Source organism: Nocardia sp. NPDC050718, from assembly GCF_040654235.1.
Taxonomy (GTDB): Bacteria; Actinomycetota; Actinomycetes; order Mycobacteriales; family Mycobacteriaceae; genus Nocardia.
On the sequence record NZ_JBFAHQ010000001.1, the window covers coordinates 1,870,161 to 1,895,307 of the forward strand.

A 25,147-nucleotide genomic window follows, 5' to 3' on the forward strand; every position below is an offset into this window, starting at 1 on the left:
GGCGCTACGCGGCGGCGGGCAGCCAGTGCCGGTGCGGTCGGGGCGCCGGGAGAACCAGCCGGGTCGTGCTCGGGCGCATCCGTTGCCGGGTCCCCGCCGGGCCGCCGGCCGACCCCGCCGGTACACCAAGCCATTCGGTGCGGGTGACCTCGGCCGGTAGGCCAACGGTGGTGCGGCCGACGGTGTTCGCGATCGGTTCGCGGGTCGCCGCGCGGCCGATCCGCGTGGTCGGGCGCTCATCGGCGAAGACGACCATGCGCAGCACCAGGAACCGGCCGATCCCGGCGAGCCCGGACGCCGACAGGTACACGACCTGCTCGGTGAGCACCCCCGGCGCTGCCTGCACGGCGAACAAGCCGAACATCGCCGCGCTTGTGACGGCGTAGGCCGCGGCGGCCGACCCCGCCGACTGCCAGTGCTCCCGCCATCCCGGCAGCGTGCGCCCGCCGAAGGTGATCAGCGCGTGCAGCACGGTGCCGAGCAGCGTCGAGACGATCGTGACCACCGCGTTCGCGACGGCCCACGGCAGCACGCAGGCCAGCTGCGCGACCGCCGCGCTCGACGCGAGGCCCAGCCCGCCGCCGCAGGCGACGAACCGCGCGAAGGCCGCGATCGGGCCGGTCGCGGTGGCCTCGGCCGACGGTGTGCGCACGATGTTCGTCATGTCGAACACTGTACGGCTGCCGTACGGTGTGCGCAATGGGGAACGATGTTCCGGTGCGGAGTGCGCGCTAGCATCGGCAGTTGTGAAACCCGCCGTCCGCCTGTTGATCTGCGACGATCACGCCGTCGTCCGCGCCGGACTGCACGCGCTGCTGTCGAGCGCGCCCGATATCGAGGTCATCGGCGAGGCCGCCGACGGCCCGGCCGCGGTCGCGCTGGCGGCGAGCCTGCACCCCGACGTGGTGCTGATGGATCTGCAACTCGGCAGCGACATGGACGGTGTCGAAGCCACCCGCCGGATCACCGCGCAGCCGGCGCCGACCCCGCACGTCCTGGTCCTCACCACCTACGACACCGACGCCGACATCACCCGCGCGATCGAGGCGGGCGCCACCGGCTACCTGCTCAAAGCCGAGCGGCCCGAGGAGCTGTTCGCCGCGATCCACGCCGCCGCGAGCGGGCAGACCGCGCTGTCCGCGCCGGTCGCGGCGAAGGTGATGGCCAAGATGCGCAATCCCGGCCCCACCCTCACCGCGCGCGAACGCGACATCCTCGGCCAGCTCGCCCAGGGCCTCGGCAATCGCGAGATCGCCCGCGCGCTGCACATCAGCGAGGCGACGGTGAAGACGCACCTGGGCCGCATCTACGACAAGCTCGGCGTCGACACCAGGGCGGCGGCCGTCGCGGTGGCGACGGAGAAGCGCCTGCTCGCCTGAACCCGCCGACGGCTGTAACGCCGGGGCCGCCGCGGGCTCTGAAGGGTGCGGCGATGGCTATGCTTGGCCGAGCGAGAGGAGCCGGTGCGAATGGACTGCGACGAATTCGTCGAGCTGGTCACCAGCTTCCTCGACGGCGCCCTCGACAGCGCGACCGAACTGCGCTTCCTCGCCCATCTCGCCGAGTGCGACGGCTGCGAGGTCTACTTGGAGCAGATCCGCCGCACCACCCGTGATCTCGGCGGACTCGCGCCCGAGCAGCTCTCCGGCCCGGCGCGCACCACCTTGCTCGCGGCGTTCCGCGACTGGCACCGCCCCGCCTGACCGGCTCAGGCCGGCGTCAGCGTGGCCGCCCCGAACGACACGTGGAAGCGGGCGCACCAGATGCTCACCGACTCGACGGCCGACAGGTCCGTGCCGGCGGGCAGCGTGTAGTTCTGGTTGCCCTCGTTGCCCTTGAGCGCGCCCAGATCGATGTGCGTGCCGTCGTCGAAGTTGTGCCAGTCGTCGCCGATCACCGGTTGATCGGTGAGCCACACGTGCAGCGCGGGCCCGTCGGAGGTGCGCAGGTCGGTGATCCGCAGGACCAGCGTGCCGTCGGGCAGGCGCTGGAGCTGCGCCGAACCGGTCGTGTCGTGTTCGTGGGAGAGGAACTCGCCGGACGCGATCACCGACACCGGCGCGCCGCCCATGGCGGTGACCGGCGCCTCGTCGACGGTCGTCGTGGTGAACAGCCGCCACGGCTGGAACAGGTAGAGGCCGACGACCAGCGCGGCGACGAACCCCACCGCCAGCACGCTGAGGACGGTTCGGCGGATACGGCGGTGTGGCATGGTCTTCTCCTTCTCTCGCATGCGTTCTCCGTTCCCGGACCGGTCCCGCGCGTTACACCGCCGCGCGGCGGTACTGTGCTGCCAGCGACGCGAGTGGTGACAGCGAGGAGACCCGGTGGGACACGACGGCGCCCTGCCCGCCGACGACGTGCTCGTCGCCGAGCTGCGAGCGGGCGTCGACGCGACGTTCGCGCAGGTCGTCGATGCCTGGTCCGGCTCGATGCTGCGCCTGGCGCGCTCGTTCGTCTCCACCGATGCCTCCGCGGAGGAAGTGGTGCAGGAGGCGTGGCTGGCCGTGGTGCGCGGTGTCGACCGGTTCGAAGGCCGCTCCTCGCTCAAGACCTGGGTGTATCGGATCCTGGTGAACACCGCCAAGAAGCGTGGGATCAAGGAGCATCGCACGGTCCCGTTCGCCACGCTGCTGCCCGAGGACGAGGGGCCCGCCGTCGATCCGGGCCGGTTCCGCCCGCCCGGTGATCGGTACCCGGGTCACTGGGCGATCGGCGCCAAGCCGCGTCCGTGGTCCGAACCCGAGGACGCCGTCGAACGCGCCGAGGTGGCCCGCCTGCTCGCCGCCGCGGTGTCCGCCCTGCCCGACCGTCACCGCACCGTCCTCACCCTGCGCGATATCGAGGGCTACTCCGCCGACGAGGTCTGCGCGCTGCTCGACATCTCGGCGGGCAATCAGCGCGTGCTGCTGCACCGCGCCAGGTCGACCGTGCGGGCGCGGCTCGAGCAGTACTTCCAGCGCTAGGCGAGCAGCGATTCGACGAGGTCGGCGGCGCGGTGGGTGCCGCCCTCGGCCCTGGCCTCGGTGCGCAGCGCGGCCGAGCGACGCGCGACCTCGGGATCGCCCACGAGCTCGAACAGGGCCGACCGCAGGTTTTCGGCGGTGGCGTCGGCGGTGTCGATCCGGCGGGCCACACCCAGTTCGGCCAGGCGGTCCGCGTTCATGAATTGCTCGGCGCCCTGCGGCACGGCGATCATCGGGATACCCGAGAGCAGTCCCTCGCCGCACCCGCCCATCCCGGCATGGGTGACGAAAGCGTCGGCCTGCTCCAGGATCGCTCGCTGAGGGACCCACGAGTGCACTTCGATGTTCGCTGGAATGGCACCGAGTTCGCTCGCCTCGGTGTGCTTGCCGATCTGCAGCACGACATGCCAGCCCGGCAGGTCGCCGAAGGCCGCCAGACACCGGCGATAGAACTCCGGTCGGCGGGTGTAGGCCGAACCCAGCGAGATCAGCAGGACCTTGTCCGCCGTCGGTCGGGTCCAGGTGGTCTCGTCGGCGGCGAAGCACGGGCCGACGAAAGTGACGATGTCGCTGTCGACCCGGTCGGCCTGCGGTTGCATGGCCCGGGGAATCAAGGCCAGCGCGCGCTCGGGTGGACCGGCGAACGCGTCCACGTCGGTGGTCGTCGCACCACACCCACGCAGCCAGCCGGCGAACTTCTCGCGGTAGGCGGCGGCGCCCGGCAGGCCACGCAGGTGCACCGCGACGTCCTGCTCATAGCCCCGCCAGGCCACGAAGGTCGGCGACAGCTGGAGCAGGGGTCGCTGCTGGGCTTCGGCGAGTGCGCGGGCGGCGTAGGCGCCGATGTCGTACAGGTAGTGGTCGGCGGGGTCGTCGTCATAGGCGGCGCGCAGCTGGGGGAGTGCGTGGATCGCGTTGTCCAGGAACAGGTTCTGCGCGGCGACGGGGTCGTCCGGCCAGGCGTTGTCGGCGACCGGGAGCAGCGAGGCGCACGGCACGAAGTCGGCGCCGGTGCCGGTGACGAGGTCGGCGACGGCCGGGTCGTTGGCGTAGGTCACCCGGTGGCCGCGAGCCACCAGTTCCCGGATGACCGCCAGGCTCGGCAGGACGTGGCTGACGATCGGGATGCCGATCATGGCGAGGTGGCGGGGCATCGCTCACTTTCCGGTCGGGGCGGCGGCTTCCAGATCGGCGACGGTGCCGCTCATGATCGTGCGCACGTGCTCGGTGAGGTGGGTGGTCGGCCAGTCCCACCAGGCGAGGGCCAGCAGCCGGGCGATGTCGTTGTCGTCGTAGCGGGTGCGCAGGAGCCGGGCCGGATTGCCGCCGACGATGCCGTAGTCGGGGACGTCGCGGGTGACCACGGACCCGGCGGCGACGATCGCGCCGTGCCCGATGCGGACGCCGGGCATGATCGTCGCGCCGTTGCCGATCCACACGTCGTTGCCGACGACCGTGTCGCCCCGGTTCGGCAGGTCGGTGAGCAGGTCCAGATGCGCCGACCACGCGCCGCCCATGGTGGGGAACGGGAAGGTCGACGGTCCGTCCATGCGGTGGTTGGCGCCGTTCATGAGGAACCGGACGCCGGTGGCCAGGGCGCAGAACTTCCCGATGATCAGCTTCTCCGGCCCGTAGTGATAGAGCACGTTGCGGCTCTCGAACGCGGTCGCGTCGTCGGGATCGTCGTAGTAGGTGAACTCGCCGACCTCGATCAGCGGCGAGGTGACCAGCGGTTTCAGCAGCACCACCCGCGGCTGGCCCGCCATGGGATGCAGCGTTGCCGGATCCGGAGGTTCGGGCGTCGATTTCTCTGGCACAGCGAACTCCTCCGGTATTAGTGCGACAACTATCGCGTTAGGATGGTGCCACGACCCCGTCCCACCGAGCAACCGGATAACCGATATGAGTTCCCCCTCGCCGACACCCCGGACTCGCCCCGGCGGCCGGACCGCCCGGATCCGCACCCAGGTCCTCGACGCGGTCCGCGCCGAACTGGCCGAGAACGGCTACGACGCGGTCACCGTGGACGCCGTCGCGGCCCGCGCGGGCGTGCACCGGGCCACCGTGTACCGCCGCTGGCGCGATACCGGGGGATTGATCGCCGACCTGTTCACCGCGGCGGGAGACATCGACTGGCAGCCCAGCGACACCGGGTCGCTGGTGGGCGACCTGACCGCGCTCAACCAGGAGATCCAGGACTCGCTGGGTGAGCCGAACTCGATCGCGGTGGCGCTCATCGCGGTGTCGTTCCGCTCCGCGGAGGCCGCCGACGCCCTGCGGCAGCTGTGGGCCGACCGCTACCGCCAGTCGGAGGTCGTCGTACGACGGGCGGTGGAGCGCGGTGAGCTCGCGCCCGCTGTCGACGCGCGCGCCCTGCTGATCACCGCGACCGCCCCGGTCTACCACCGGTTGGTCCTGCTCCGGCTGGAACCCGATCCGGAGCTGCCGCGCCGGGCGGCCGAGAGTGCGGTGGCCGGGGAGAGCCGTCGACATCGTGCTGTGCTCTCGCGGCGCCCTGGGATGTGACCTCGCCGCCGTAACGTCACGGCCGGTGCGGGCACGGTACTGCGCGGCGGGGATCGCCGCGTCATCCACCGAGGAGGCCGAACGACCATGGCGACCTATGACGATCTGTCGGCGCTGTTCATCAACTGCACGCTCAAGCGTTCGCCGGAACCGAGCAATACGCAGGGTCTGATCGACGTCAGCGCGCACATCATGGCGGAGAACGGCGTCGCCGTCTCGCACATCCGCGCCGTCGACCACGACATCGCCACCGGCGTCTGGCCCGATATGACCGAGCACGGCTGGGCCACCGACGCCTGGCCCGCGCTGCAGGAACAGGTCATGGCCGCCGACATCCTGGTGATCGCGGGGCCGATCTGGCTCGGTGACAACAGTTCGGTCACCAAGCGGGTGATCGAGCGGCTCTACGGCAACTCGTCGCAGCTCAACGCCGCGGGGCAGTACGCCTACTACGGCAAGGTCGGCGGCTGCGTGATCACCGGGAACGAGGACGGCGTCAAGCACTGCGCGATGAACATCCTCTACAGCCTGCAGCACCTGGGTTACACCATTCCGCCGCAGGCCGACGCGGGCTGGATCGGTGAGGCGGGGCCGGGGCCGTCCTATCTCGACCCGGGTTCGGGCGGCCCGGACAACGACTTCACCAACCGCAACACCACCTTCATGACCTGGAATCTCCTGCATCTGGCCCGGATCCTGCGCGATGTCGGCGGCATCCCGGTCCACGGCAACCAGCGCTCGGAGTGGGACGCGGGCTGCCGGTTCGGCTTCGAGAACCCCGAATACCGCTGACCCGCGCGGGCGCGATGCCCGAATTGCCGGATCGGAAACGTGACCGGGGTCGCTATATACGGGTGATCCCGGTCACATAACGACGGTATAACGACAGTATTGTGATTACGGATTTGTCACGGTGGACCTGCGCGGAACAGTGTTCCTTTGGACAATGTCCGGTACAGACGCGTCCGTGATCCAGACGTGATCTCAGCTCGCATTCCGGCTACATTCGGTCACGGCTTGAACAACAACCCGAGCCGAATCGAATCGCAGAACACCGGAAAGCCTGCCCCGCGATTTCGAGGATCCCCGACATTACTGAGGGGCAGGGACGCGGTGGATTACTTCACCGAGCCGGTGGGCGCAGGCAGGAATCCTTATGTCTTTCAATCGCAAGTTCACCACTCGTGCCCTCGGTTTCGCCGCTGTCGCCGGCGCCATGATCGCCGTTCCGGCCGGTCTGACCACCGCGACCGCCTCGGCGAACAACTGGGACGCCGTGGCGCAGTGCGAGAGCACGGGCAACTGGAACATCAACACCGGTAACGGCTACTACGGCGGCCTGCAGTTCTCGCAGAGCACCTGGGAGGCCTACGGTGGCACCGGCACCGCCGACAACGCCAGCCGCGAGGAGCAGATCCGCATCGCGGAGAACGTGCTGGCCGCGCAGGGTCCCGGCGCCTGGCCGGTGTGCAGCGCCTACCTGTAAAGCGCGCTGAATTTCAGACTTTCCTTGTCGGGAAACGAATAACCCGCTATTCGATGCACACGTCGAATAGCGGGTTTTTTCGTTGAATTTCAATTCCGGACGAGCAGCGTTATTCCGCCGACGAGCACGGCCAGGGCAATGGCCCCCACACCGTAGGCGAGCTTGTAGTTGCGCAGGCCGGGGACGAACCGGTCGAGCGCGAAAGCGCCTGCGCCACTGAGTGCCAGGCTCGTCGCCGCGACCGCCAGGATCATCTCGTATTCGACACCCTTGGGCGAGAAGAAACCGCCCCACTTCACCGCGATCGCGTTGAGCATCGTGCCCAGGATCGCCGCCGCGGCCAGCGGGGTGAGCAGGCCGAGAATCAGGCCGATGCCGCCGAGCGTCTCGCTCAGCCCGGCCACCACGGCGAAGGCTTTCGCCGACGGATAGCCGCTCGCGGCGAAGAATTTCTCGGTGCCGGACAGGCCGCCGCCGTCGAACCAGCCGAACAGCTTCTGGGTGCCGTGCGCGGCCATGGTCGCGCCGACGCCGAGGCGCAGCACGAGGAGTCCGGCGTCGGTGGGGGTGGTCGATGTGGTCATGGCGATGTCCTTTCCGTTGCGCCCGGTCAGCCGATCTGAACCGAGCGTCGTGCCATCCCGAACCAGTAACCGTCGATGACGGTGCGCAGGGAGTCGATGTCCTCGGCGCCCGCGCCGAGGGTGAGGAACAGCGGGGCGAAGTGCTCGGTGCGCGGGTGGGCCAGCCGCGGCGCGGGGGCGGTGTGCTCGAAGTCGAGCAGCGTGTCGATATCGCGGTCGTCGAGTGCCCGGCGGCCCCAGTCGTCGAACTCGGCGGTGAACGAGTGCACGTGGTGGTCGTCGGCGGTGAGCGCGCGCAGGTTGTGGGTGAAGAACCCGCTGCCGATGATGAGCACACCTTCGGCGCGCAGCGGGGCGAGTGCGCGGCCGAACTCCATCAGGTCCTGCGGATCCAGTGTAGGGATCGACAGTTGCAGCACCGGGATGTCGGCGTCGGGGTACATCTGGCTCAGCGGCACGTAGGCGCCGTGGTCGAGGCCGCGATCGGGGGCGTCGGCGACCGCGCCGCCGAGCAGTTCGCGCACCCGGGCGGCGAGCTCGGGCGCGCCGGGGGCGGCGTAGCGCTGGTCGTAGTAGCGCGGGGCGAAGCCGCTGAAGTCGTAGACCAGCGGCACGGTGGTGGTCGCGCCGAGGGTGATCGGGGCCGACTCCCAGTGCGCGGACACGATCAGGATCGCGCGCGGCCGGGGCAGGTCGGCCGACCAGGCGGCGAGCTCGGCGGGCCAGGTGGCGTGGTCGATCAGCGGCGGAGCGCCGTGCGAGAGGTAGAGCACCGGCATGGTCACGGTCGGCTCCTTCGGATCGGTGAACTGTGTATGTTCAAATTTGAACAATACGCGATGCGCAGCTATTCCGCCGAAGTGATTAGGGTTTGCGGCATGGAAGAACCCAGGTGGCTCGATGCCGAGGAGATGCGGCTGTGGGTCAGGTTCCTGGCCGCGGGCGCGCTGGTCGACCGCGCGGTGGACCAGCACCTCAAGGGGGAGGGGCTCACGCACACCCAGTACGAGGTGCTGGTCCGGCTCGCCGCCGAGCCCGGCGGCGCCATGCGGATGACCGACCTCGCCGCCGCCAGCTACACCTCCAAGAGCGGCCTCACCTATCAGGTGGGCAAGCTCGAGCAGGCCGGGCTGGTGCGTCGCGTCGACGACGACACCGACGTGCGCGGCGTCAACGCGGTGCTCACCGAGGCGGGCCGGGCCAAGCTCGACGCCGTGGCGCCCGGGCACGTCGAGGTGGTGCGCCGGGTGTTCGTCGACGTGCTCGAGCCCGCGCAGCGCGCCGCAATCTCCGCGGGGCTCGGTGCCGTCGCCGACGGGTTGACCCGCTAGACCTGCTGGTCCTCGCCGTGCCGCTGCGGGGTGTCGAGCCGGTGCACGGTGAGCGCGGCGGCCAGCATGCGCGAATCGGTCGGGTCGGCCGGGTCGAGTCCGGTGAGCTCGGCGATGCGGCGCAACCGGTAGGTGAAGGTGTTGGGGTGCACGTGGATCTTGCGTGAGGCCGTCTTGCGGTCGGCGCCGTGGCGCAGGTGCGCTTCCAGCGCCTCGATCAGATGCGGACTGCCGAGCAGCGGAATCACCCGCTGCGCCAGGCGTTCCCTGGCCGGGCCGGGGCGGGTGAGCTGGTATTCGAGCAGCAGGTCGTCGAGGCGGTAGCAGCCGCCGGGCCTGCCGCGCAGCCGGGCCAGCTCGGTCAGCTCGGTCGCGTCCTTGGCCGCGGCCGGGATGGCGTCGCGGGCGACGCCGGAGAACTCGGCCAGATACACCGTCACGCCGTACTGATCGGTCAGCCGGGCGGCGAGCTCGTCGAAGCGCCGGGCGCCGAGGGCGTCGGTCTCGGAGCTGTTGCTCAGCAGCGCGATGCCGTTCGCGCCGTCGAAGGTGGCCGGGGTGGTGGTGCCGGTGAGCTCGTCGAGTGCGCGCTGCAGGACCCGGATCCGGCGGCGGGTCACCAGGTTCGCCGCGCTGCCGGTGCGGGCGGGCTCGCTCAGGTGGATCGCCAGCACCGTGTACTGGTCGGCGAGCACGGTGTCGGCGCGCGCGGCGAGTTCCTCGGCAGGCAGCCCGCGCACCAGCGCCGAACACAGTTCCCGACGGGCCTCGCGCTCGGCGTGATAGATCGACTGCTCGACCTCGGTGTAGGTCTCGACGACGGTCATGTTGATGTGGCGCAGCAACTCGAGCAGTCCGCTGCCTACCCGGACCAGGTCGTTCATCTCGGTGGGCTCGGCCAGCGCGAACGCCTCGTCGAGCACGGCCTGCGCCGAGCCGTGGATCGCGCCGATCAGCATCGGCAGCGGCAGCCGGTCCTCGGCGTGGCGCTCGGCGACCGGCCCGACGAACGCCGCGACCTCGGCCTGGGTGAACTCGCGCTCGGCGGCGATCGCCTCGAGCACGGCGCGCCCGCAGGCGTAGATGGTCGGCAGGACTTCCGCGGTGAAATGGCCCGGCGGCAGCTCGGCGGGGGCGGTGGCACCGAGCCCCGCGGCGAGCATCCGCTCGGCGATCTGGGGCCAGCGGGTCAATAGTCGTGCGGTCAAAGCGGGTGGTGCGGTAACGGGGTGTTCGGCGAGCATGACCTGATTGTGTCCGAGAACAGGGCGGCGTGGGCAGCTCCCATCGAGAACGCACAGATCTTGGTTCCCGCGCCAACAAGTGCGACGTTTTCTCGGTGCACGGTGCAGTGACACCGCTGTGGCGCCGGTCATAGATTCGCTGTGCGCGTCCGAGCCAACGCTGGCCGACGCGGTTCGACGGAAGTGACTGACCACCATGATTGCAACGACGCAGCCACTGCGCCGCACCCTGTGCGGACTCGGTATCGCCGCGGGCCTCACCGCGGCCTCGGTTCTCGGCACGGGCCCGGCGAGCGCCGACCCGGTGCTGGAACCGACCATCGCCTCGCTGGCCGAATACCTCGACGCCGGGATGGCCACGGCCCCCGACGGCCGCAGGCCCACCGCCATCGCCGACACCGGCAGCGCCTCGGGCAGCAGCTCGGGGTCCGCGGGCAGCCGCGCCTCCGACGCCGTCGGCGAGGGGCCGGAGATGTCGGCCTACCTGCCCGCCTTCGCGTACGGCCTGCTGCACCCCGACGCCGCGCCGCCCGGCGCCAACCGCTGGGACTGCAAGCCGAGCGCACAGCACCCGCGTCCCGTCGTGCTCCTGCACGGCACCTGGCTCAACGCCTACGACACCTTCTCCTACCTCTCGCCGCGCCTGGCGAAGGCCGGATACTGCGTGTTCACCCTGAACTACGGCAAGTCCGGCCTGCTCGAGGGCGGCGGCCTCGGCGCCGTGCTGCCCGGCCGCTACGGCGTCGGGCCGATGGCCGACTCGGCGCAGCAGGTCGCGGGCTTCATCGAGCGGGTGCGGGCGGCCACCGGCGCCGACCAGGTCGACATCGTCGGCCACTCCCAGGGCGGCACGATCGCCAACCACTACCTCAAGTTCGACGGCGGCCAGGGCAAGGTCGGCAAGCTGGTCACCTTCGGCGCCACCCACCACGGCACCGCGCTGCTCGGCATCGCCACCCTCGGCCGCATGATCAACAACGCCGGCATCGACATCCTCGGCTTCTACCGGCCGATCATCGGCGTCGCCAATGTCGAACAGGCCATCGGCTCGCCGTTCTACAGCACGCTCAACGCGAGCGGTGACACCGTGCCCGGCGTCGCCTACACCGTCGTCGGTTCCCGCTACGACGAGGTGATGAACCCCCTCGACTTGGCCTTCCTGCGCGCCGGACCCGATGCCACCGTCGACAACATCGCCCTGCAGGACGGCTGTGAGCAGGACATCTCCGACCACCTGACCATGATGTACTCCCCGCGCGCCGCCTCGATCGCGCTGCGGGCCCTCGACCCGGAAGGCGGTCTCGCTTTGACCTGCACGTTCAATCCCTGGTTCTTCGGTGGCGGCGGCAAGTTGTGAGGCTCGACCCGCTCGCGCTGACGCAGTGGAGCACCGCACCGCTGCTCCCGCCCGACGACCCGTTCTACGCCACCCCGCCCGGCGCCGAGCTGCTCGCGCCGGGCACGGTGGTGCGCTCGCGTTCGGTGGAGCTGGCCCTGTTCGGGCTGGTGCGCCAGCGCATCGCGGCCTGGCAACTGCTGTACCGGACCTGCGATCTCGACGGTGCGCCCGAGGTCGCGGTGACCACGGTGCTGCTGCCGTGGGGCGCCGACCCAACGCGTCCGCGTCCGCTGGTCTCGTTCCAGTGCGCCATCGACGCCGTCGCCCCGCAGTGCTTCCCTTCCTACGCGCTGCGGCTCGGCGCGCAGACCACCGGCTCGATCGCGCCGCTCGAACTGCCGATCGTGGCGATGGCGCTGCGGCAGGGCTGGGCGGTGTCGGTGCCCGATCACGAGGGGCTCGGCGGCCGGTTCGGCGCCGCCCGCGAGCCCGGCTACCGGGCGCTGGACGGGATCAGGGCCGCGCTCGGCTTCGTGCCACTCGGGCTGACGCCGACGACCCCGGTCGCTCTGTGGGGCTACTCCGGCGGCGGCCTGGCGACGGCGTGGGCGGCGGAGCTGGCCGCCGAGTACGCGCCGGAGCTGACCATCGTCGGCGCGGCGGCCGGGTCGCCGGTGGGTGACCCGGCGGCGGCGTTCGTCCGCCTCAACGGCGGCTGGTTCGCCGGTTTCCCCGCCGCGTTCGTCGCCGGCCTGCGCCGCGCCTACCCCGATCTCGACCCGGTCCTGGACGACCACCTCGACGACCGGTACCGCGCCCTGCTCGGCGAGGCCGAACAGCGCACCACCTTCGCGCTGCTGTGGCGGTTCGCCCGCCGCGATGTCGCCCGGCACCTGCGCGAGGGGCTGGCCGGGCTGCTGGCCGAACCGGCCCTGCGCCGCATCCTCGCCGACATCGAGCCCGGCACCAGGGCGCCCGCCGCTCCGCTGCTGGTGGTGCAGGGCGTGCGCGACGAGGTGATCGCCGTCGCCGACATCGATGCCCACGTCCAGCGCTATCGCGAGGCAGGCGCCACGGTCGAATACCTGCGCGTGCGCCGCGGCTCGCACCTGCCGCTGGAGTTCCTGGTGGTTCCGGTCGTGCTCGCCTGGCTGGCCGACCGGTTCGCCGGTCATCCGGTGACGCCGGGGACGGCCACGGTCGCCTCCGTCGCCCGCGACGGCGCCGCGCTGCGCGCCCATCTCGGCTTCCTCGCCCTGGTCGCGGGCATGGTCGGCGGCCGACCCATCCGGGGCGCGGGTGAACAGGTGTGACCAGCTGTCCCGCTATGTATTCGTGAGCGGTGCCCCTATTTTTCGGGGCATCGGAAATTCGGTCTTATCGGATGAGCGCAACATGAATCTCATGCGATTCTCATAATCCCCTCAGAAACGTGAGGTATTCGGGTAAAACCGCAGGTAGTAATAGGTTTACGAGGGTTGTTGTTACGCGGGTCACGAATTCCGGAATTTCGTAACTCGCGGCGTTCCGGCGTCGATAGGTCATCTGTAAGCCAGCTCCGGCTGGGCCTATGCGAGAAACAGAGGAATTATTATGATCCCCGTTATCATCGACACCGGTAGCGCCGCCCTGAACGGCCTCTTCGACACCCTCGGCGCCGCCCTGCACGGCCTGGTCGACACCCTGTGGACCGGCTCCTTCGGCGGCTGAGCAAGCCTCCAGGTCGATGAAACGACCGGGTCCGCCCTGACAGCGTGACCGACGAGAAGGCCCCGCACCTGTCCAGGTGTGGGGCCTTCCCGCGTTCGTGGGGTCAGTGCGTGTGCGGCACCCGGCCGGTCGAGACGTGCTTGGGTCCGTGCGGCTCGCCGCAGTGGCTGTCGTCGTCGACCGCGCCGATCCCGATGACCGCCGGCCTGGCGTGGTCGACCTGCAGGGTGACGTGCTCGATGTGGTGTTCGTGGTCGAGCATGTGCGCGATGTCCTCGCGGACCGCGTGGCAGTCGTGCCCCGGCTGCACGAGCACATGCGCCGACAGGGCGGGGGAGCCGGAGGTGATCTCCCAGATGTGCAGGTCGTGCACCTCGGTCACGCCGTCGCGCGCGGCCATGTCACGACCGACTCGCTCGGGGTCGAGGTAGTCAGGGGCGGCCTCGAGGAAGATCCGGCTCGACGCCCGGATCAGCCCGATGCCCGCCTTGATCATCAGCGCCACCACGATCAGGGTGGCGACGACATCGGCCTGCACCCAGCCGGTGAGGATGATGACCAGGCCCGCCACGGCGGTCGCGATGAACGCGAACAGGTCGTTGAGGATGTGCTGGTAGGCGCCCTCGACGTTCAGGCTGGTCCGGTCGGCGCGGCTGATCATCCAGGTCGCCAGGACATTGACCACGATGCCGATCAGCGCGGTCACCAGCACCAGGGTGCCGTGCACCTCCGGCGGCTCGAACAGCCTGCGGATCGCCTCGTAGCCCAGCCACAGCGCCAGCAGGAGCAGCGTCAGGCCGTTGGCCTGCGCCGACAGGATCTCCACCCGCTTCCAGCCGAAGGTCATCCGGCCGGTGGCCGGGCGCTTGGCGAGCCGGATCGCCACCAGCGCCAGCACGATGGAGGCGGCGTCGGTGGTCATGTGCGCCGCGTCGGAGAGCAACGCCAGCGAATCGGCCACGATGCCGACGATCACCTCACCGATCAGGAAGGTGACGATCACCGCCAGCGCGCCGGCCAGCCAGCGCTTGTCGCTGTCGGCCGACACCCCGTGGTCGTGTCCGTGTCCTGCGCCCATCGTGTTCACCTCTCCCTGCGGTTCGATCGGTCGCTATCGTATGCATACATCGCTATGTATGCAATTCGTTCTTGATTCGCCGCGGTCCGGGGTGGGCATCGTCGCTGGTCATCGGCCTGTAGCCGCCCGTTCGTCCGGTCCGGATCCAGCCTAGGCCCGCGAGCGCCGCCGTGGGGAACCACCACCGCGCGGTGCGGGAATCACTCTCGCGAGGGAGGCGCGGCGCGCGGTCGCCGGTCAGACTGGATCGTCGTGGGCCTGCCTCGGAAACCGCTCGAACCGATCGACGCGCTGATCGCCGCCATCGTGACGGTCGTGACCGTCGGACCCACCGTCGTCGCCGGTGCGACGTGGTGGATCGTCGGGCTGTCGGTGCTCGCCTCGGTCCCGGTGCTCTGGCGCCGCCGGGCGCCGCTGGCCACCCTCGGCGTGGTCGGACCCGCGATCACCGCGCTGGCCTGCGCGCACGCCATGCCCGTGCTGCCGTTCGGCACCGTGGTGTGCGTGTACACGATCGCCGCCTCCTGTTCGGCGATCCAGCGCCGGATCACGTTCATGCTGGTCGCGGCTGGGATTCTCGTCTCGCTCCTGGTGCCGAACGAGCCCGTCGACTCCTACGGCTACGCCGCCATGTCGTTCCTGACCGCGTGGGCGCTCGGCGCCGGGGTGCGGGCTCGGCAGGCCCAGATCGACGTCCTCGCCGAGCGGGCCCGCCGCCTCGACGAGGAACGGGCCGCCGCCGTGGCCAGGGAACGGCTGCGCATCGCCCGCGACATGCACGACGGGCTCGCCCACACCGTCGGCGCCATGATCCTGCGCGCCGAGACCGGCCCCCTGCTCGCGCACCCCGACACCGCCTTCGCCGCGATCGCCGACGACGGCCGCGCCGCACTGCGCGAACTCCGGCACAGCATCGGCGCACTCCGCGACGGCGACGACCCACCCCACCCGCCGGGCGTGGCCGCCGTCGCCGACCTCGTCGCGCGGGCCGAGCGCCCCGGCCTCGCCGCGCACTACACCGAACACGGAACGCGCGCACCGATCGCACCGCAGACCGAGGCCGCCGCCTACCGGATCGTGCAGGAGGCGCTCACCAATACCGGCAAGCACGCGCGGGCGAGCCGGGTCGACGTCGCGGTGCGCTGGTCCGCGGACCGCCTCGGGGTCAGCGTCGTCGACGACGGCACCGGCCCGTCCCGCTCGGACACCACCGGATTCGGCCTGCTCGGAATGCGCGAGCGCGTGCACGCCTGCGGCGGCGTGCTCCGCGCTGGACCGACCGCCACCGGATTCACCGTCGACGCGGAACTGCCGCTGGCGCAGGGGAAGTGAGCATGCGGGTACTCGTCGTCGACGATCAGGAACTGTTCCGCACCGGCTTCCGCCTCATCCTGGACGCCGAACCCGACATCGAGGTCGTCGGGGAAGCCGCCGACGGCCTCGACGCGGTGGCCGCGGCCCGACGGCTGCGGCCCGACGTCGTGGTGATGGATGTCCGGATGCCCCGGCTCGACGGCGTCGCCGCCACCGCCCGCATCTGCGCGGATTCCGACGCGAAAGTCCTGGTACTGACCATGTTCGATCTGGACGACTACGTCTACGCGGCCCTGCGCGCCGGCGCGAGCGGATTCCTGCTCAAGGACGCCCGTCGCGCCGAGCTGGTCGCCGCCGTCCGCGTCGTCGCGGCGGGGGAGGCCCTGCTCGCCCCGTCGGTGACCCGTCGCCTGATCGCCGAGATCGCCCGCACCCGCCGCCCGGAGGCCACCGCCCACCTGGCGGCCCTCACCGCCCGCGAACGCGACATCCTGCGCGAGCTCGCCGCGGGCCGCTCGAACGCGGAACTGGCCGCGCGCCTGGTCGTCACCGAGCACACCGTGAAAACCCATGTCAGTTCGGTGCTGTCGAAGCTCGGCTTGCGTGACCGGGCGCAGGCGGTGGTGTTCGCCTACGAATCCGGGATGGTGGCGCCCGGCGACAACGGGCTGCCGGGACGTTGATCTCCCTCGTGGGAGGGAGGCGGGACCGCTCGTCCGGGCGATGTGCGCGGTACCGCTCGCCGCCGACCATCGAGCAGTGACCTTCTCGACGAAAAGATCTGTCCACATGGGTATCTGGTGCGCGGCCACGGTGATCTCAGCAGGGCTGTGGGCGGTGGGAACCGGCCTGCACCCGATTCCCTTGGTCGCGTTCCTCGCCCCGCTGCCGGTGCTGTGGCTGGCACCGCGCTACCCCGCCCGGGCCGTGTATACGGCGGCGGTGCTGTCCTGGCTCGGCGGGACTGCCCGCTACTGGCCGTATCTCGTGCGGACACTGGAACAGCCGATCCTCGCCGCTGCCGTGCTGCTGGGCGGCAGCGCCCTCGCGTACGGAGCGTGCGTCCTGCTGTTCCGCGCGCTGCTCGCGCGTCACCGGATCGGACTCGCGGCACTCGCCTTTCCCGCCGCCTGGACCTGCGCCGAATACCTGTACCGCCTGGTCGGCGGGGTCGGCGCGTGGTGGAGCATCGGCTACTCCCAGGCCGAGGTGGGACCGATCGTGCGGATCGCCGCGATCACCGGCGTCGCGGGAATCACCTTTCTTTTGCTCGCGGTGCCAGCCGTCGTAGTGGCCGTGACGGCGCCTCAGCTGCGAAACCCGCAGCCGCTCGCACCTGCCGATGCCGCGACCGTGGCGGTGCCGGGGGCATCGGGCACACAGCCGCGCCGGACCGTCGACGTCGCGGCGTCGGCCGTGCGAAACCCACAGTGGCGGAGGATCGTCGGCGCTGTGGCTGGTTCGGTGCGAAATGCGATGCGGCGCGGAATTGCCGGTGCTCGGACCGCAGCGGTGGCAGGGGAGCGAAGCCCATGGCAGCGTCGGGGAGGAGACGGCCATTCCAGGGCACTGTATGAGGTTCGAAGCACGAGGCGGCGTCGGATTGTCGGCATCGCGGCTGTGCTGGCGCTCGGCGCCGGCGCGGCGGGTGCTGTGTGCTCGGCTGGCGAGGGGCCTGTCGTCCGGGTCGCCCTCGTCGCGCTGGCGCAACCGCCCATGTACGTTCCCGTCGACTCCGCTCTCGGCGCGGCGATGATCGCGGAGGCGGTGACGATGGTCGAGCGGGCGGCCGATCAGGGCGCCGAGGTCGTCGTCTTCACCGAGAAGGCTTGGCACGCAACGTCCTCTGACCTGGCTCGGCTGAGTGAGCCACTGGACGACGTCGCCAGGCGGCGCGGGGCGCACGTGGTGGTGGGCCTGGAACTGGAACAGCAGGGCGGCACCGTCAATGCCGCGATCGCCTATCCGGGCGAAACCGTCTACGCCAAGCGGTATCTGGTGCCCGGCCTCGAAGCGAGCCTGCGGGCAGGCCGGGCCATGGTGCCGGTACCCGGCCGCCCGTGGGCGCTCGCGATCTGCGCCGATCTCGACCACCCCGACCTCGTCCGCGAGAACCGCGCGAACGGCGCGACCCTGCTGCTCGCCCCGGCCCTGGACTTCACCGTCGACCATTGGCTGCACAGCCGCATGGCCGTCGTGCGGGCCGTCGAATCCGGCATCGCCATCGCCCGGCCCGCGCAACTGGGCGAACTGCTCGGCGTCGACGCGCAGGGCCGCATCGACGTCTCGGTCGAGACCGGTATCACCGAAACCCGCATGGCGATCACCGATCTCGGCACCAGCACCGCCGGCACGCCGTACGCCCGCTGGGGCGACTGGTTCGGCGTGCTGACGCTCACGCTCACGGTGCTCGGAGTCGTCGCGGCCCAGCGCCGCCCGATCACGGCCGCCAGCCGGTAGTCGTCACCCAGGTCGCCAGGTCCTGGAGGTCGGGGTGGGCGGTGCGCAGCGCGGCCAGGTCGAGCGGCTCGTCGGGGCTCTCGTTGAAGTACGCGAACATCTTGCCCACCTGCTCGTCGAAGGCGCGCACCGCCTCGATCGGCACCTGCGTGCTGCGCGCGGGCAGTCCGGCCGCCGCCCCGAAGACCTCGGCGATCTGGGGCGGGGTCAGCCGGTCACCGGCGATCGACACCGTGCGTCCCAGGTACTCGGCGCGGTGGGTCAGGGCGAGCGCGGCGAACGCGCCGATATCGCGGACCGAGAGCAGCGAGATCGGAATATCGGCGCGCACAGCGAGATTCACCAGCAGCGTGCCCGAATCGTCGAGCACGGGGCGATTGAACGACCGGAAGTTGTCCATGAAGAACACCGGCCGCAGGATCGTCGCCGGGACGCCCTGCGCGGCGATGTACTCCTCGAGGTGCGTCTTGGCGGCGTAATACTCCACCCCCGAGTCCTCCCCGGCGCCCCGCAGCGAGCTGTACACCAGATGCTCGATCCCACTGTCGCGCGCCAGATCGATCACCAGCTCACCGCGCCGCTGCTCCGCGGCGATCCCGGCCGCCGTGATGTGGACGCCCTCCATCATGGTCAGCATCAGGAACACACTGCCGCTGCCGTCCAGCGCCGCCTTCACACTGCCCGGATCGTCCAGATCGCCCACCACCAGCTCGGCACCCTCGGCCCGCAGCGCCAGCGCCCCCGCCGATTCCGGATCCCGCACGAACGCCCTGACCTGCGCGCCCCGTTCGAGCAGCGCCGTCGTCGTCGCCCGCCCCTGCTGCCCGGTAGCCCCGATCACCAGCACCGGTTCGCGGTCGTTACTCATCGTCGTACTCCCTTGTCCCGGATGACCTTTCGCGATCACCTCGTGTCTACGACGGTAAGTCGCCGGCGCCCACCGGTCCTGGCACCGATACTGCTACCCAGAACATCACTGTTCGCCGAGACAACGGGAGCGCCATGAGCGAAAATCGCCGCACCGAACTCGCCGAGTTCCTCAAAGCACACCGGTCCCGGTTGCAGCCTTCCGACGTCGGTCTCCCCGCGGATGTGATTCCCGGGCGGAGGCGGACCCCGGGCCTGCGGCGGGAAGAAGTCGCCGAGCTGGCCGGCGTCAGCCTCAGCTGGTACACCTGGCTCGAGCAAGGTCGCAAGATCGCGGCCAGCCCGCAGGTGGTCGACGCGCTGGCGCGGGCGCTGCATCTGGACGTCACCCAGCACCGGCAGCTCCGCAGGCTCGCGGGGTTCGCCGATCCGGTCGTGCGGTATCGGACCGGCGACGAAATCGCGCGCCTGCAACGGCTTGTCGACACGATGTCGCCGACCCCCGCCGTAGTGCACGACGCGCGGCTGGACTTCGTCGCATGGAACACCGCGTTCAGCCGGATTCGCACCGACCCGGCCGCCCTGCCCCCCGGCCGCCGGAATCTGCTGTGGTGGATGTACACCGACCACCGCAACCGCGCCATGATGCGCCGTTGGGAACCCGCCGCCCGAGCGATCCTCAGCCAGTTCCGCGTCCTGCTCGGCAACAGCCCCGGCGACCCACGCCTGACCCAGGTCGTAGCCGAACTGAGCACGGCCAGTGCGGAATTCCGCACCTGGTGGTCGGAGTACCCGGTCCAGGACTTCCAGCCGACCACCATCGGCATCGACCACCCCGAGGCAGGTCCGATAGACCTGGAACTCTTCCAATTCCGCCTGGTCGAGAACCCGGAACTGCTACTTGTCGTCCAGCTTCCGGCCACCGACGCGGACCGCGAACGAATCAACGCCTACCTGAACGGGTGAACTCGATCAGGTGGCTCGGCGCGTTCGAGTTCACCCGGCCAGGGCGGCGCGGCGGTCGTCCACCTTGCGGGTTGGACGAGCCCTGGATACGTTGACGCCATGATTCTTTCCACTGAGAAGGGCGTCGTGCGCCTCGGGCGATGATCCCCGGAAGGCCTCAGGCCCCAGACGCCCGCCGCCACACGGGTGTTGGGTCGACCACCCGAGATCGCCAGCGCCTGCGACGCATACGTTCGACAGCAATCAGCGAGATCGGTTTCGACTATCGCCCAGGACCGCCCGGACGAACCGACGTCCACCAGATCATGCCCCGCATCGACACCATCCCCCTGACCGATCTCATCGATACCTTCGAAATCCGCGCCGGCATGGAGCCTGCGGGTGACGCGTACGGCGGCCTCGTTCCAGTGTTCTTCCGGTTGGAGTCGGCGATGGACCATTTCCACGGGTCCTCCTACGTCATGCGACAGAAAGCCCCCGTGCTCGCCTGCAGCTGCGGGGTAATGGGCTGCTGGCTACTATTGACGCGCATAACCCTGACCGGCCACCTCGTCGTGTGGGATCGCTTCGAACAGCCCCACCGCACCACTCGTGACTACACCGCACTCGGCCCCTTCCTATTCGACCGCGACCAGTACGACACAGCTCTCCAGGAACTCGACGCCGCGATCTCCGCCAACGAATGACATGCCCGGGTCGCACCTGCCCGTTGCTGGACGCTGCACGACGGTCTGCCCGGTGGATCTGGGCAGACCGTCGCGTCGGTGCTAGGCGTCTACTTGGCGATCTTGGCGCGGAAGGGTCCGCCGATACTGTTGAACAGCAGGTCGCCGTTGGGCAGGGCCTCGATGATGGCGTAGGCGCCGTTGCCGAGGTTGGAGTGACCGAAGATGGTGCGGTGCACGGTTTCCCCGGTCCTCCAGTCGAGACCGGTGACTTCCCAGCCGTCGGCTTTGCTGTAGCCGTTGACGAACACCGCCCCGGTACTGGTGGACACCGCCGGGACCATGGAGGTCGAGGCGACATCGCCGCGTGCCCACACCGAGTTCCAGCGGTGCCCCGCCGGATCCCACTCGAAACGCTGCATGCCGTGTGGCGGGGTGTCGACCGGGCCGTTGGCGAGGACGTCGATGAGCCGGTCGGGCTGGCCGCCCGCACCGATGTTCTGGACCACGAACGCGCCGTACCCGTCGACCACGACCGACTGTTCGGATTGCACGAATTCCGGCAGCGGGTCGGGCAGGCCCGCGGTCACCTGGATCTGATCGGCGATGCGGTTGGATCTGGTGCCGGGCTTCTGCTGGAAGCCTTCGGGAATCTTGTTGCGCCAGAACGCGACCAGATGCATCTGGTCCGCGCCGTCGGTGATCACCACCAGTTCGTCGGACTTGCCGTCGAATCCCATCAGGGTGGGCGTGGAGCCGGTGCCGGTGCCGAACTTCACCGCGGGGGGTCGGCGGCCGGTGTCATAGGGCGAGGACCACGCGCCGTCGGCTTCCTCGGTCGAGAGTTTCGACCCGGTCCACACGATCTTGCGCATGATCTTGTTCGAGGCGATGTAGATGCCGTTGTCCGCATCGATGGCCATCGAGTTCGACACGGTCTCGTCCTCGCCGAAACGCACCCGCTGCGGGGCGGCGTCGAGATCGGTGCGATCGAAGGCCAGCACCTCACGCGTGGAGGCCACGATCAGGCGCCCGTCGTAGGTCAGGTTCACCCCGACCACGTTCTCCGGCAGGCCCGTTGCGGTCGTGCCGGTGCCCAGAAATGGTTTCAGGTCGAGGTGTTCGATGATCTCGATGCCGTCTTCGGGCTTGTCGTTGTTCGCGAGCCCGAAGACATACAGCTGGGAGTCGCCGGTGGTGTAGTAGACGCGATTGTCCTTGTCCACCAGGCTGTAGACGCCGTTGGTGATGCGCCTCCAGGTCATCCCGTCCCAGCCCTGTTTCACCGCGTTCTGGATCTGGGCGACGTCGGCGAAGTTCTGATTCAGCACCGCGTCCAGTGCCGGCGCGGGGAGCGGTGCGACGCCGGGGGCGTCCATCCCGGCGACTTCCTTGAATCCACCGTCGGAGACGTCGACGTACCGCACACCGGCGGACGAGGAGATCCATCGATACTCCGGGTCGGTGGAGGCCAGGGTGATGATGCTGACCGGGCCCACCGTGACGCGCGGCATCTGCGCCGGGTCGATATGGAAGGTGCCCGTCGGTACCGGATCGTCGAAGCTGTCGGACTGGCTCGAGTCCAGATGGGTGACCGCGTACTTGTCCGCGGCCAGATGGGGATTCCGCGCCGAACCACTCCCGGCGGGCGCCGGGGAGGAGGTAGCCGACGAGCGGCCGTCGCCCGATTCCGAAGAGTTGCTGCTACAGGCCGGAACCGCCAGTGCCGTGGCCAAAGCCACGACGGCGGCAACGGTTCCCGTGCGCAGACATCGCGCTGTGCTCACTGGTGTATCACTCCTGTCCCTCGCGGCCGACAGGGCAGCCGGTGGCCTCGCTCTGGGCCTTGCTCATGTAGGTGACCGTGGGCAGGTAGTCGCCCATGACGGCCTTTTCGTCGCCAGGGTGCCGGGTGTTCTGAGTGGCCTGGGCGAAGGATTGGTCGGGCAGCATGTTGCGGATCTGGATGAACGCGAAGTCCGGGTCGGTGTCGCGGGGTGTCTGCCATTCCAGCCAGGTACGCCCGCAGCCCGGATCGGCGTTGGCAGGGCGATCGCCGGCGCGGCTGATGACGATGGTGTAGTACCCATCCGGATCAGTGGCGATCTGCTCGTCGAAGACACAGTTCATGGTTCGGGTGGTTTGGATCGACTCGGTCATGCAGAACGAGGTGTAGCGGGTCTGAAACGCGTCGGCGGGGAAGGTGGTTTCGCCGCCTTCGGTCCGGGGCGAGGTGGGCAGCTTGCCGCGCAGCACGACGACGTCGCCCAATCGGTGATTGAGGGCGTTGCGAACGTAGTTGTTGTGCATATTGGGGAAGAAGCCGCCGCCGCCGGCGCGCTGCGGGTTCATGCTTGCGCCTGGCGCGTCGTCGCCGGTGTAGAGCTGGAGTAGATACCGGCGGTCGTACTGTGCGCGCCAGTTCGCCTCGGGGGTGGCGGGAAAGGTGGCCGGGTCGGCGACCGGGCGCGGATTTTGCACCAGGGCAGGCGGAACGGTGTAGTCGGTGGGGCATCCGGTCGGAGTCAGCACATTGCAGGGCTGAGTCAGGGTCTCGGGATGGCGCAGGGCGGCGAAAGTGCTGTCGTCCAGGCGTAGCGCGTCGGCGGCGGCACCGCGCGGTTCCAGACCGTGGGCGAGGCGGTCCTTCGATTCGGAGTCGATGGCGTCGCAGAGTCCCTGGCCGGTGAGCCGGGTGCCGTCGGCGAGGGTCAGTTGCGGCTCGGGCAGCGGTACGTCGCCGTTCAGGTCGGTGCCTCGGTCGGGCACGTAGGTGCGCAGGGTGACGGATTCGATGGCGTAATCGCGTCCGCCGACGGTTTCGGTATTCGGGGTGTCCGGCTCGGCGTAGAGGGTATTGCGCGGGGCCTCACCGTATTTCGGGTTGCGGCTGAAGCGGGGCCGACGGGTGTCCGGGTCGAGGTTCTGTTGCTCGGCGACGGTCACGGTGTAGTGGTTGGTGCCACCGCGGGGGGCGCCCGGCCGGAACGGGTTCACCGACCCCGCATCGGGCTCGTACTGATAGTCGGCCAGTCCGTCGATGACCCGCCCGGAGATGTCGTAACTGATCAACGATGTGTAACGAGCATGGGGAAAAGTGCCCGACAGCGTCAGGGTGCTGCCCGGCGGACGGCGGAAGGCGGCGGTCCAGTACACGGCCCCGGCGTCGGGGTACGCCACGTTGACCGTGTCGGGCACCGCACCGACCGCACCGTATTTCCAGAAGCACGTACTCATCGTTCCCCCGTACATCGCAGCCGCGGGATCTTCCGTACGGGATGGTGGCGTGTGGTGTCTCAGCTGGAGGATGGTGGCCGCCGCGGCGACCACCACCACGGCCACTGCCGCGATCAGGATCCGGCGGCGCTCGAGAATCTTCATGGTCTTCCCTTCGGTCCGGGTTCGAGACTCGCATAAAATGTCAGTACTGACAATCGTCAGTACTGACATTTCTTGCCCGCGCACGTCCGATCGGACCGCTATCGTGATGGCGGTGAGCGAACAGACCAGCCATCGGGAACGAAAGAAGGCCGCTACGCGCGAGGCGCTGCGGACGGCCGCGACCCGCCTGTTCGCCGACCAGGGGTACGCCGCGACCACCGTGCGGGAGATCGCCGACCAGGCCGGGGTGACCGAGCGGACCTTCTTCCGGTACTTCGCCGGCAAGGAGGAGCTGCTGGTGGACGACATCATCGACGGCATGCCGGTGTTCACCGCGGCGATCCGCGCCCGCCCGGACCACGAGACGCCCCTGACCGCGATCGAACGGGCGGCGCTGGCCGCCGTGGAAAGCGCCCCGGACGCCTCCGGGACGCCCAGCGCGTTGTGGCTGTTCCTGCAAGGCCCACCCCGCACACAGCTCGGCCGCTCGGCGCGGTCACTCCTGGTGCAGTTCGAATCGGCTATCGCCGACGCACTGCGAGACCGGTTGCACCGCAACGGGATCGCACCCGAGGACGTGGACTACGCCGCCGACCTGGCCGCCCGCACCGCCGTCGCGGTCCTGCGCACCGCCCTGATCCGCGATTGGGAACTGCGCACCCGGGACACCGCGAATCCCCCCGATCTCTCCGAACTGGTGCGACAGGCATTCGCCCTGCTACCGACGCTTCGCTAGCGTGCCGAGCCAGGTCACTTCCGGCGGAAGGCGAGAGCGCCCGCGAGCGGAAGTCAACCGGCGAACTTCGCGGCGGCCTGCGCGGTGACCGGGGTGAAGAGGTTGATCAGGTTGCCGTCCGGATCGCGGAACAGCAGCGACCGGTTTCCCCACGGCATCGTCGTCGGCTCGTTGACGAAGTCCTCGACCGTGTCTCGCAACCGCCGGTAGTCGGCATCGACGTCGGGGACCAGGAATTCGATGATCGCCGTGTGATTGTCGGCTGGGTGCGCGCTGCCCGCGGCGAACAGCGCCACGGTGCGGGTGCTGCCGATCGCGAGGGTGCCTGCCGGTGTGACGATCTCGGCGAAATCCGGTGTAGCCCAGTTCGCTTCGACGCCGGTCACGTGGCGATAGAAACTGACCAGCCGCTGGATGTCGTCGGTGATCAGACGGATCGAGACGAGCTTCATGGAGTGCTCCTGCTGTCGGACGCGGGGGAGGGTTCCGCCGCC

Annotated in this window: 26 protein-coding genes and 1 pseudogene; 15 read left to right on the forward strand and 12 right to left on the reverse strand. The window is 69.7% G+C overall.

Features of this window, described 5'->3' with window-relative positions; all coding sequences use genetic code 11:
- Positions 1-4: 4 nt before the first annotated feature.
- Positions 5-664 (reverse strand): hypothetical protein, encoded by a 660-nt coding sequence (locus tag AB0H54_RS08490; RefSeq protein WP_357343812.1) that lies wholly within the window; start codon positions 662-664, stop codon positions 5-7.
- Between the two features lie 82 nt (positions 665-746).
- Between AB0H54_RS08490 and AB0H54_RS08495 the strand changes: the two genes are divergently transcribed.
- On the forward strand, positions 747-1,379 hold the full coding sequence (locus tag AB0H54_RS08495; protein ID WP_357343814.1) for a response regulator transcription factor: 633 nt from the start codon (positions 747-749) through the stop codon (positions 1,377-1,379).
- 90 nt (positions 1,380-1,469) lie between these two features.
- Positions 1,470-1,703, forward strand: a complete 234-nt coding sequence (locus AB0H54_RS08500) for a zf-HC2 domain-containing protein (protein WP_355282354.1) — start codon at positions 1,470-1,472, stop codon at positions 1,701-1,703.
- Positions 1,704-1,708: 5 nt separating this feature from the next.
- Here the strand turns inward: AB0H54_RS08500 and AB0H54_RS08505 are convergent, their stop codons facing one another.
- Positions 1,709-2,212 (reverse strand): DM13 domain-containing protein, encoded by a 504-nt coding sequence (locus AB0H54_RS08505; protein WP_357343816.1) that lies wholly within the window; start codon positions 2,210-2,212, stop codon positions 1,709-1,711.
- A gap of 115 nt (positions 2,213-2,327) precedes the next feature.
- Between AB0H54_RS08505 and AB0H54_RS08510 the strand changes: the two genes are divergently transcribed.
- Positions 2,328-2,966, forward strand: coding sequence for a sigma-70 family RNA polymerase sigma factor (locus AB0H54_RS08510; RefSeq protein WP_357343818.1), 639 nt, complete (start codon positions 2,328-2,330; stop codon positions 2,964-2,966).
- Here the strand turns inward: AB0H54_RS08510 and AB0H54_RS08515 are convergent.
- Both AB0H54_RS08515 and AB0H54_RS08520 read right to left on the reverse strand, forming a co-directional pair.
- Positions 2,963-4,120 carry a macrolide family glycosyltransferase gene (locus AB0H54_RS08515; protein WP_357343820.1) on the reverse strand — a complete coding sequence of 386 codons (1,158 nt, stop codon included), beginning with the start codon at positions 4,118-4,120 and terminating at the stop codon, positions 2,963-2,965. The genes AB0H54_RS08510 and AB0H54_RS08515 overlap by 4 nt on opposite strands.
- 3 nt (positions 4,121-4,123) lie before the next feature.
- Positions 4,124-4,732 (reverse strand): CatB-related O-acetyltransferase, encoded by a 609-nt coding sequence (locus AB0H54_RS08520; RefSeq protein WP_357344269.1) that lies wholly within the window; start codon positions 4,730-4,732, stop codon positions 4,124-4,126.
- A 136-nt stretch (positions 4,733-4,868) separates the two neighbouring features.
- On the opposite strand from AB0H54_RS08520, the gene AB0H54_RS08525 reads away from it, so the two are divergent.
- The 3 genes and pseudogenes from AB0H54_RS08525 to AB0H54_RS08535 form a co-directional block, all read left to right on the forward strand.
- The gene (locus AB0H54_RS08525) at positions 4,869-5,492 is read left to right on the forward strand and encodes a TetR/AcrR family transcriptional regulator (protein ID WP_357343822.1); all 624 of its coding nucleotides are present in this window, start codon (positions 4,869-4,871) and stop codon (positions 5,490-5,492) included.
- An 87-nt stretch (positions 5,493-5,579) separates the two neighbouring features.
- Positions 5,580-6,284 carry a flavodoxin family protein gene (locus AB0H54_RS08530; RefSeq protein ID WP_355282343.1) on the forward strand — a complete coding sequence of 235 codons (705 nt, stop codon included), beginning with the start codon at positions 5,580-5,582 and terminating at the stop codon, positions 6,282-6,284.
- Between the two features lie 364 nt (positions 6,285-6,648).
- Positions 6,649-6,963: pseudogene (locus AB0H54_RS08535) on the forward strand (transglycosylase family protein); the annotation flags it as partial.
- A 104-nt stretch (positions 6,964-7,067) separates the two neighbouring features.
- On the opposite strand, the gene AB0H54_RS08540 reads toward AB0H54_RS08535, so the two are convergent.
- Both AB0H54_RS08540 and AB0H54_RS08545 read right to left on the reverse strand, forming a co-directional pair.
- Positions 7,068-7,562, reverse strand: coding sequence for a DoxX family protein (locus tag AB0H54_RS08540; RefSeq protein ID WP_357343825.1), 495 nt, complete (start codon positions 7,560-7,562; stop codon positions 7,068-7,070).
- A 26-nt stretch (positions 7,563-7,588) separates the two neighbouring features.
- Positions 7,589-8,341 carry a class III extradiol ring-cleavage dioxygenase gene (locus tag AB0H54_RS08545; protein WP_357344271.1) on the reverse strand — a complete coding sequence of 251 codons (753 nt, stop codon included), beginning with the start codon at positions 8,339-8,341 and terminating at the stop codon, positions 7,589-7,591.
- A gap of 99 nt (positions 8,342-8,440) precedes the next feature.
- Here AB0H54_RS08545 and AB0H54_RS08550 point away from each other — a divergent pair, with 99 nt between their 5' ends.
- A complete protein-coding gene (locus tag AB0H54_RS08550) occupies positions 8,441-8,893 on the forward strand; it encodes a MarR family transcriptional regulator (protein WP_357343827.1) in 453 nt (150 codons plus the stop codon).
- Here the strand turns inward: AB0H54_RS08550 and AB0H54_RS08555 are convergent.
- Entirely contained in the window at positions 8,890-10,137 is a 1,248-nt protein-coding gene (locus AB0H54_RS08555; protein ID WP_357343829.1) for a helix-turn-helix domain-containing protein, read from the reverse strand. The two genes, AB0H54_RS08550 and AB0H54_RS08555, sit on opposite strands and share 4 nt — an antisense overlap.
- Before the next feature lie 196 nt (positions 10,138-10,333).
- Between AB0H54_RS08555 and AB0H54_RS08560 the strand changes: the two genes are divergently transcribed.
- Both AB0H54_RS08560 and AB0H54_RS08565 read left to right on the forward strand, forming a co-directional pair.
- Positions 10,334-11,494, forward strand: coding sequence for an alpha/beta fold hydrolase (locus tag AB0H54_RS08560; RefSeq protein ID WP_357343831.1), 1,161 nt, complete (start codon positions 10,334-10,336; stop codon positions 11,492-11,494).
- Entirely contained in the window at positions 11,491-12,789 is a 1,299-nt protein-coding gene (locus AB0H54_RS08565; protein WP_357343833.1) for a lipase family protein, read from the forward strand. The genes AB0H54_RS08560 and AB0H54_RS08565 overlap by 4 nt, the downstream gene beginning before the upstream one ends.
- A gap of 500 nt (positions 12,790-13,289) precedes the next feature.
- On the opposite strand, the gene AB0H54_RS08570 is transcribed toward AB0H54_RS08565, so the two are convergent.
- Entirely contained in the window at positions 13,290-14,264 is a 975-nt protein-coding gene (locus AB0H54_RS08570) for a cation diffusion facilitator family transporter (protein ID WP_355282329.1), read from the reverse strand.
- A gap of 252 nt (positions 14,265-14,516) precedes the next feature.
- Here AB0H54_RS08570 and AB0H54_RS08575 point away from each other — a divergent pair, with 252 nt between their 5' ends.
- The 3 genes from AB0H54_RS08575 to AB0H54_RS08585 all read left to right on the forward strand — a co-directional run bounded on the left by AB0H54_RS08575 (position 14,517) and on the right by AB0H54_RS08585 (position 18,038).
- Positions 14,517-15,596 carry a histidine kinase gene (locus AB0H54_RS08575; protein ID WP_357343836.1) on the forward strand — a complete coding sequence of 360 codons (1,080 nt, stop codon included), beginning with the start codon at positions 14,517-14,519 and terminating at the stop codon, positions 15,594-15,596.
- Positions 15,593-16,261, forward strand: a complete 669-nt coding sequence (locus tag AB0H54_RS08580) for a response regulator transcription factor (RefSeq protein ID WP_357343837.1) — start codon at positions 15,593-15,595, stop codon at positions 16,259-16,261. The genes AB0H54_RS08575 and AB0H54_RS08580 overlap by 4 nt, the downstream gene beginning before the upstream one ends.
- A gap of 76 nt (positions 16,262-16,337) precedes the next feature.
- Complete coding sequence (locus tag AB0H54_RS08585) at positions 16,338-18,038, forward strand: nitrilase-related carbon-nitrogen hydrolase (protein WP_357343839.1); 1,701 nt, start codon at positions 16,338-16,340, stop codon at positions 18,036-18,038.
- Here AB0H54_RS08585 and AB0H54_RS08590 read toward each other — a convergent pair.
- Positions 18,019-18,906 carry an NmrA/HSCARG family protein gene (locus AB0H54_RS08590; RefSeq protein WP_357343840.1) on the reverse strand — a complete coding sequence of 296 codons (888 nt, stop codon included), beginning with the start codon at positions 18,904-18,906 and terminating at the stop codon, positions 18,019-18,021. The two genes, AB0H54_RS08585 and AB0H54_RS08590, sit on opposite strands and share 20 nt — an antisense overlap.
- 134 nt (positions 18,907-19,040) lie before the next feature.
- On the opposite strand from AB0H54_RS08590, the gene AB0H54_RS08595 reads away from it, so the two are divergent.
- Both AB0H54_RS08595 and AB0H54_RS08600 read left to right on the forward strand, forming a co-directional pair.
- Positions 19,041-19,871: a helix-turn-helix transcriptional regulator gene (locus AB0H54_RS08595; RefSeq protein ID WP_357343842.1), complete on the forward strand. Its 831-nt coding sequence runs from the start codon at positions 19,041-19,043 to the stop codon at positions 19,869-19,871.
- Positions 19,872-20,176: 305 nt separating this feature from the next.
- Positions 20,177-20,557, forward strand: coding sequence for a hypothetical protein (locus tag AB0H54_RS08600; RefSeq protein WP_357343844.1), 381 nt, complete (start codon positions 20,177-20,179; stop codon positions 20,555-20,557).
- An 89-nt stretch (positions 20,558-20,646) separates the two neighbouring features.
- Here the strand turns inward: AB0H54_RS08600 and AB0H54_RS08605 are convergent, their stop codons facing one another.
- Together AB0H54_RS08605 and AB0H54_RS08610 are read right to left on the reverse strand one after the other, a co-directional pair.
- Complete coding sequence (locus AB0H54_RS08605; RefSeq protein ID WP_357343846.1) at positions 20,647-22,323, reverse strand: hypothetical protein; 1,677 nt, start codon at positions 22,321-22,323, stop codon at positions 20,647-20,649.
- Between the two features lie 7 nt (positions 22,324-22,330).
- Positions 22,331-23,917: a hypothetical protein gene (locus AB0H54_RS08610; RefSeq protein WP_357343848.1), complete on the reverse strand. Its 1,587-nt coding sequence runs from the start codon at positions 23,915-23,917 to the stop codon at positions 22,331-22,333.
- Between the two features lie 112 nt (positions 23,918-24,029).
- On the opposite strand from AB0H54_RS08610, the gene AB0H54_RS08615 reads away from it, so the two are divergent.
- A complete protein-coding gene (locus tag AB0H54_RS08615; RefSeq protein ID WP_357343849.1) occupies positions 24,030-24,653 on the forward strand; it encodes a helix-turn-helix domain-containing protein in 624 nt (207 codons plus the stop codon).
- A gap of 53 nt (positions 24,654-24,706) precedes the next feature.
- Here AB0H54_RS08615 and AB0H54_RS08620 read toward each other — a convergent pair whose 3' ends face one another.
- Positions 24,707-25,105 (reverse strand): VOC family protein, encoded by a 399-nt coding sequence (locus AB0H54_RS08620; protein WP_357343851.1) that lies wholly within the window; start codon positions 25,103-25,105, stop codon positions 24,707-24,709.
- Between the last annotated feature and the right edge of the window lie 42 nt (positions 25,106-25,147).

Bases quoted from the DNA above. Each gene is read 5' to 3' on its own strand.
- AB0H54_RS08490 (WP_357343812.1), bottom strand. From the start codon at position 664: ATGACGAACATCGTGCGCACACCGTCGGCCGAGGCCACCGCGACCGGC.
- AB0H54_RS08500 (WP_355282354.1), top strand. From the start codon at position 1,470: ATGGACTGCGACGAATTCGTCGAGCTGGTCACCAGCTTCCTCGACGGC.
- AB0H54_RS08505 (WP_357343816.1), bottom strand. From the start codon at position 2,212: ATGCCACACCGCCGTATCCGCCGAACCGTCCTCAGCGTGCTGGCGGTG.
- AB0H54_RS08515 (WP_357343820.1), bottom strand. From the start codon at position 4,120: ATGCCCCGCCACCTCGCCATGATCGGCATCCCGATCGTCAGCCACGTC.
- AB0H54_RS08520 (WP_357344269.1), bottom strand. From the start codon at position 4,732: ATGGCGGGCCAGCCGCGGGTGGTGCTGCTGAAACCGCTGGTCACCTCG.
- AB0H54_RS08525 (WP_357343822.1), top strand. From the start codon at position 4,869: ATGAGTTCCCCCTCGCCGACACCCCGGACTCGCCCCGGCGGCCGGACC.
- AB0H54_RS08530 (WP_355282343.1), top strand. From the start codon at position 5,580: ATGGCGACCTATGACGATCTGTCGGCGCTGTTCATCAACTGCACGCTC.
- AB0H54_RS08540 (WP_357343825.1), bottom strand. From the start codon at position 7,562: ATGACCACATCGACCACCCCCACCGACGCCGGACTCCTCGTGCTGCGC.
- AB0H54_RS08545 (WP_357344271.1), bottom strand. From the start codon at position 8,341: ATGCCGGTGCTCTACCTCTCGCACGGCGCTCCGCCGCTGATCGACCAC.
- AB0H54_RS08550 (WP_357343827.1), top strand. From the start codon at position 8,441: ATGGAAGAACCCAGGTGGCTCGATGCCGAGGAGATGCGGCTGTGGGTC.
- AB0H54_RS08555 (WP_357343829.1), bottom strand. From the start codon at position 10,137: ATGCTCGCCGAACACCCCGTTACCGCACCACCCGCTTTGACCGCACGA.
- AB0H54_RS08560 (WP_357343831.1), top strand. From the start codon at position 10,334: ATGATTGCAACGACGCAGCCACTGCGCCGCACCCTGTGCGGACTCGGT.
- AB0H54_RS08570 (WP_355282329.1), bottom strand. From the start codon at position 14,264: ATGGGCGCAGGACACGGACACGACCACGGGGTGTCGGCCGACAGCGAC.
- AB0H54_RS08590 (WP_357343840.1), bottom strand. From the start codon at position 18,906: ATGAGTAACGACCGCGAACCGGTGCTGGTGATCGGGGCTACCGGGCAG.
- AB0H54_RS08595 (WP_357343842.1), top strand. From the start codon at position 19,041: ATGAGCGAAAATCGCCGCACCGAACTCGCCGAGTTCCTCAAAGCACAC.
- AB0H54_RS08600 (WP_357343844.1), top strand. From the start codon at position 20,177: ATGCCCCGCATCGACACCATCCCCCTGACCGATCTCATCGATACCTTC.
- AB0H54_RS08610 (WP_357343848.1), bottom strand. From the start codon at position 23,917: ATGAAGATTCTCGAGCGCCGCCGGATCCTGATCGCGGCAGTGGCCGTG.
- AB0H54_RS08620 (WP_357343851.1), bottom strand. From the start codon at position 25,105: ATGAAGCTCGTCTCGATCCGTCTGATCACCGACGACATCCAGCGGCTG.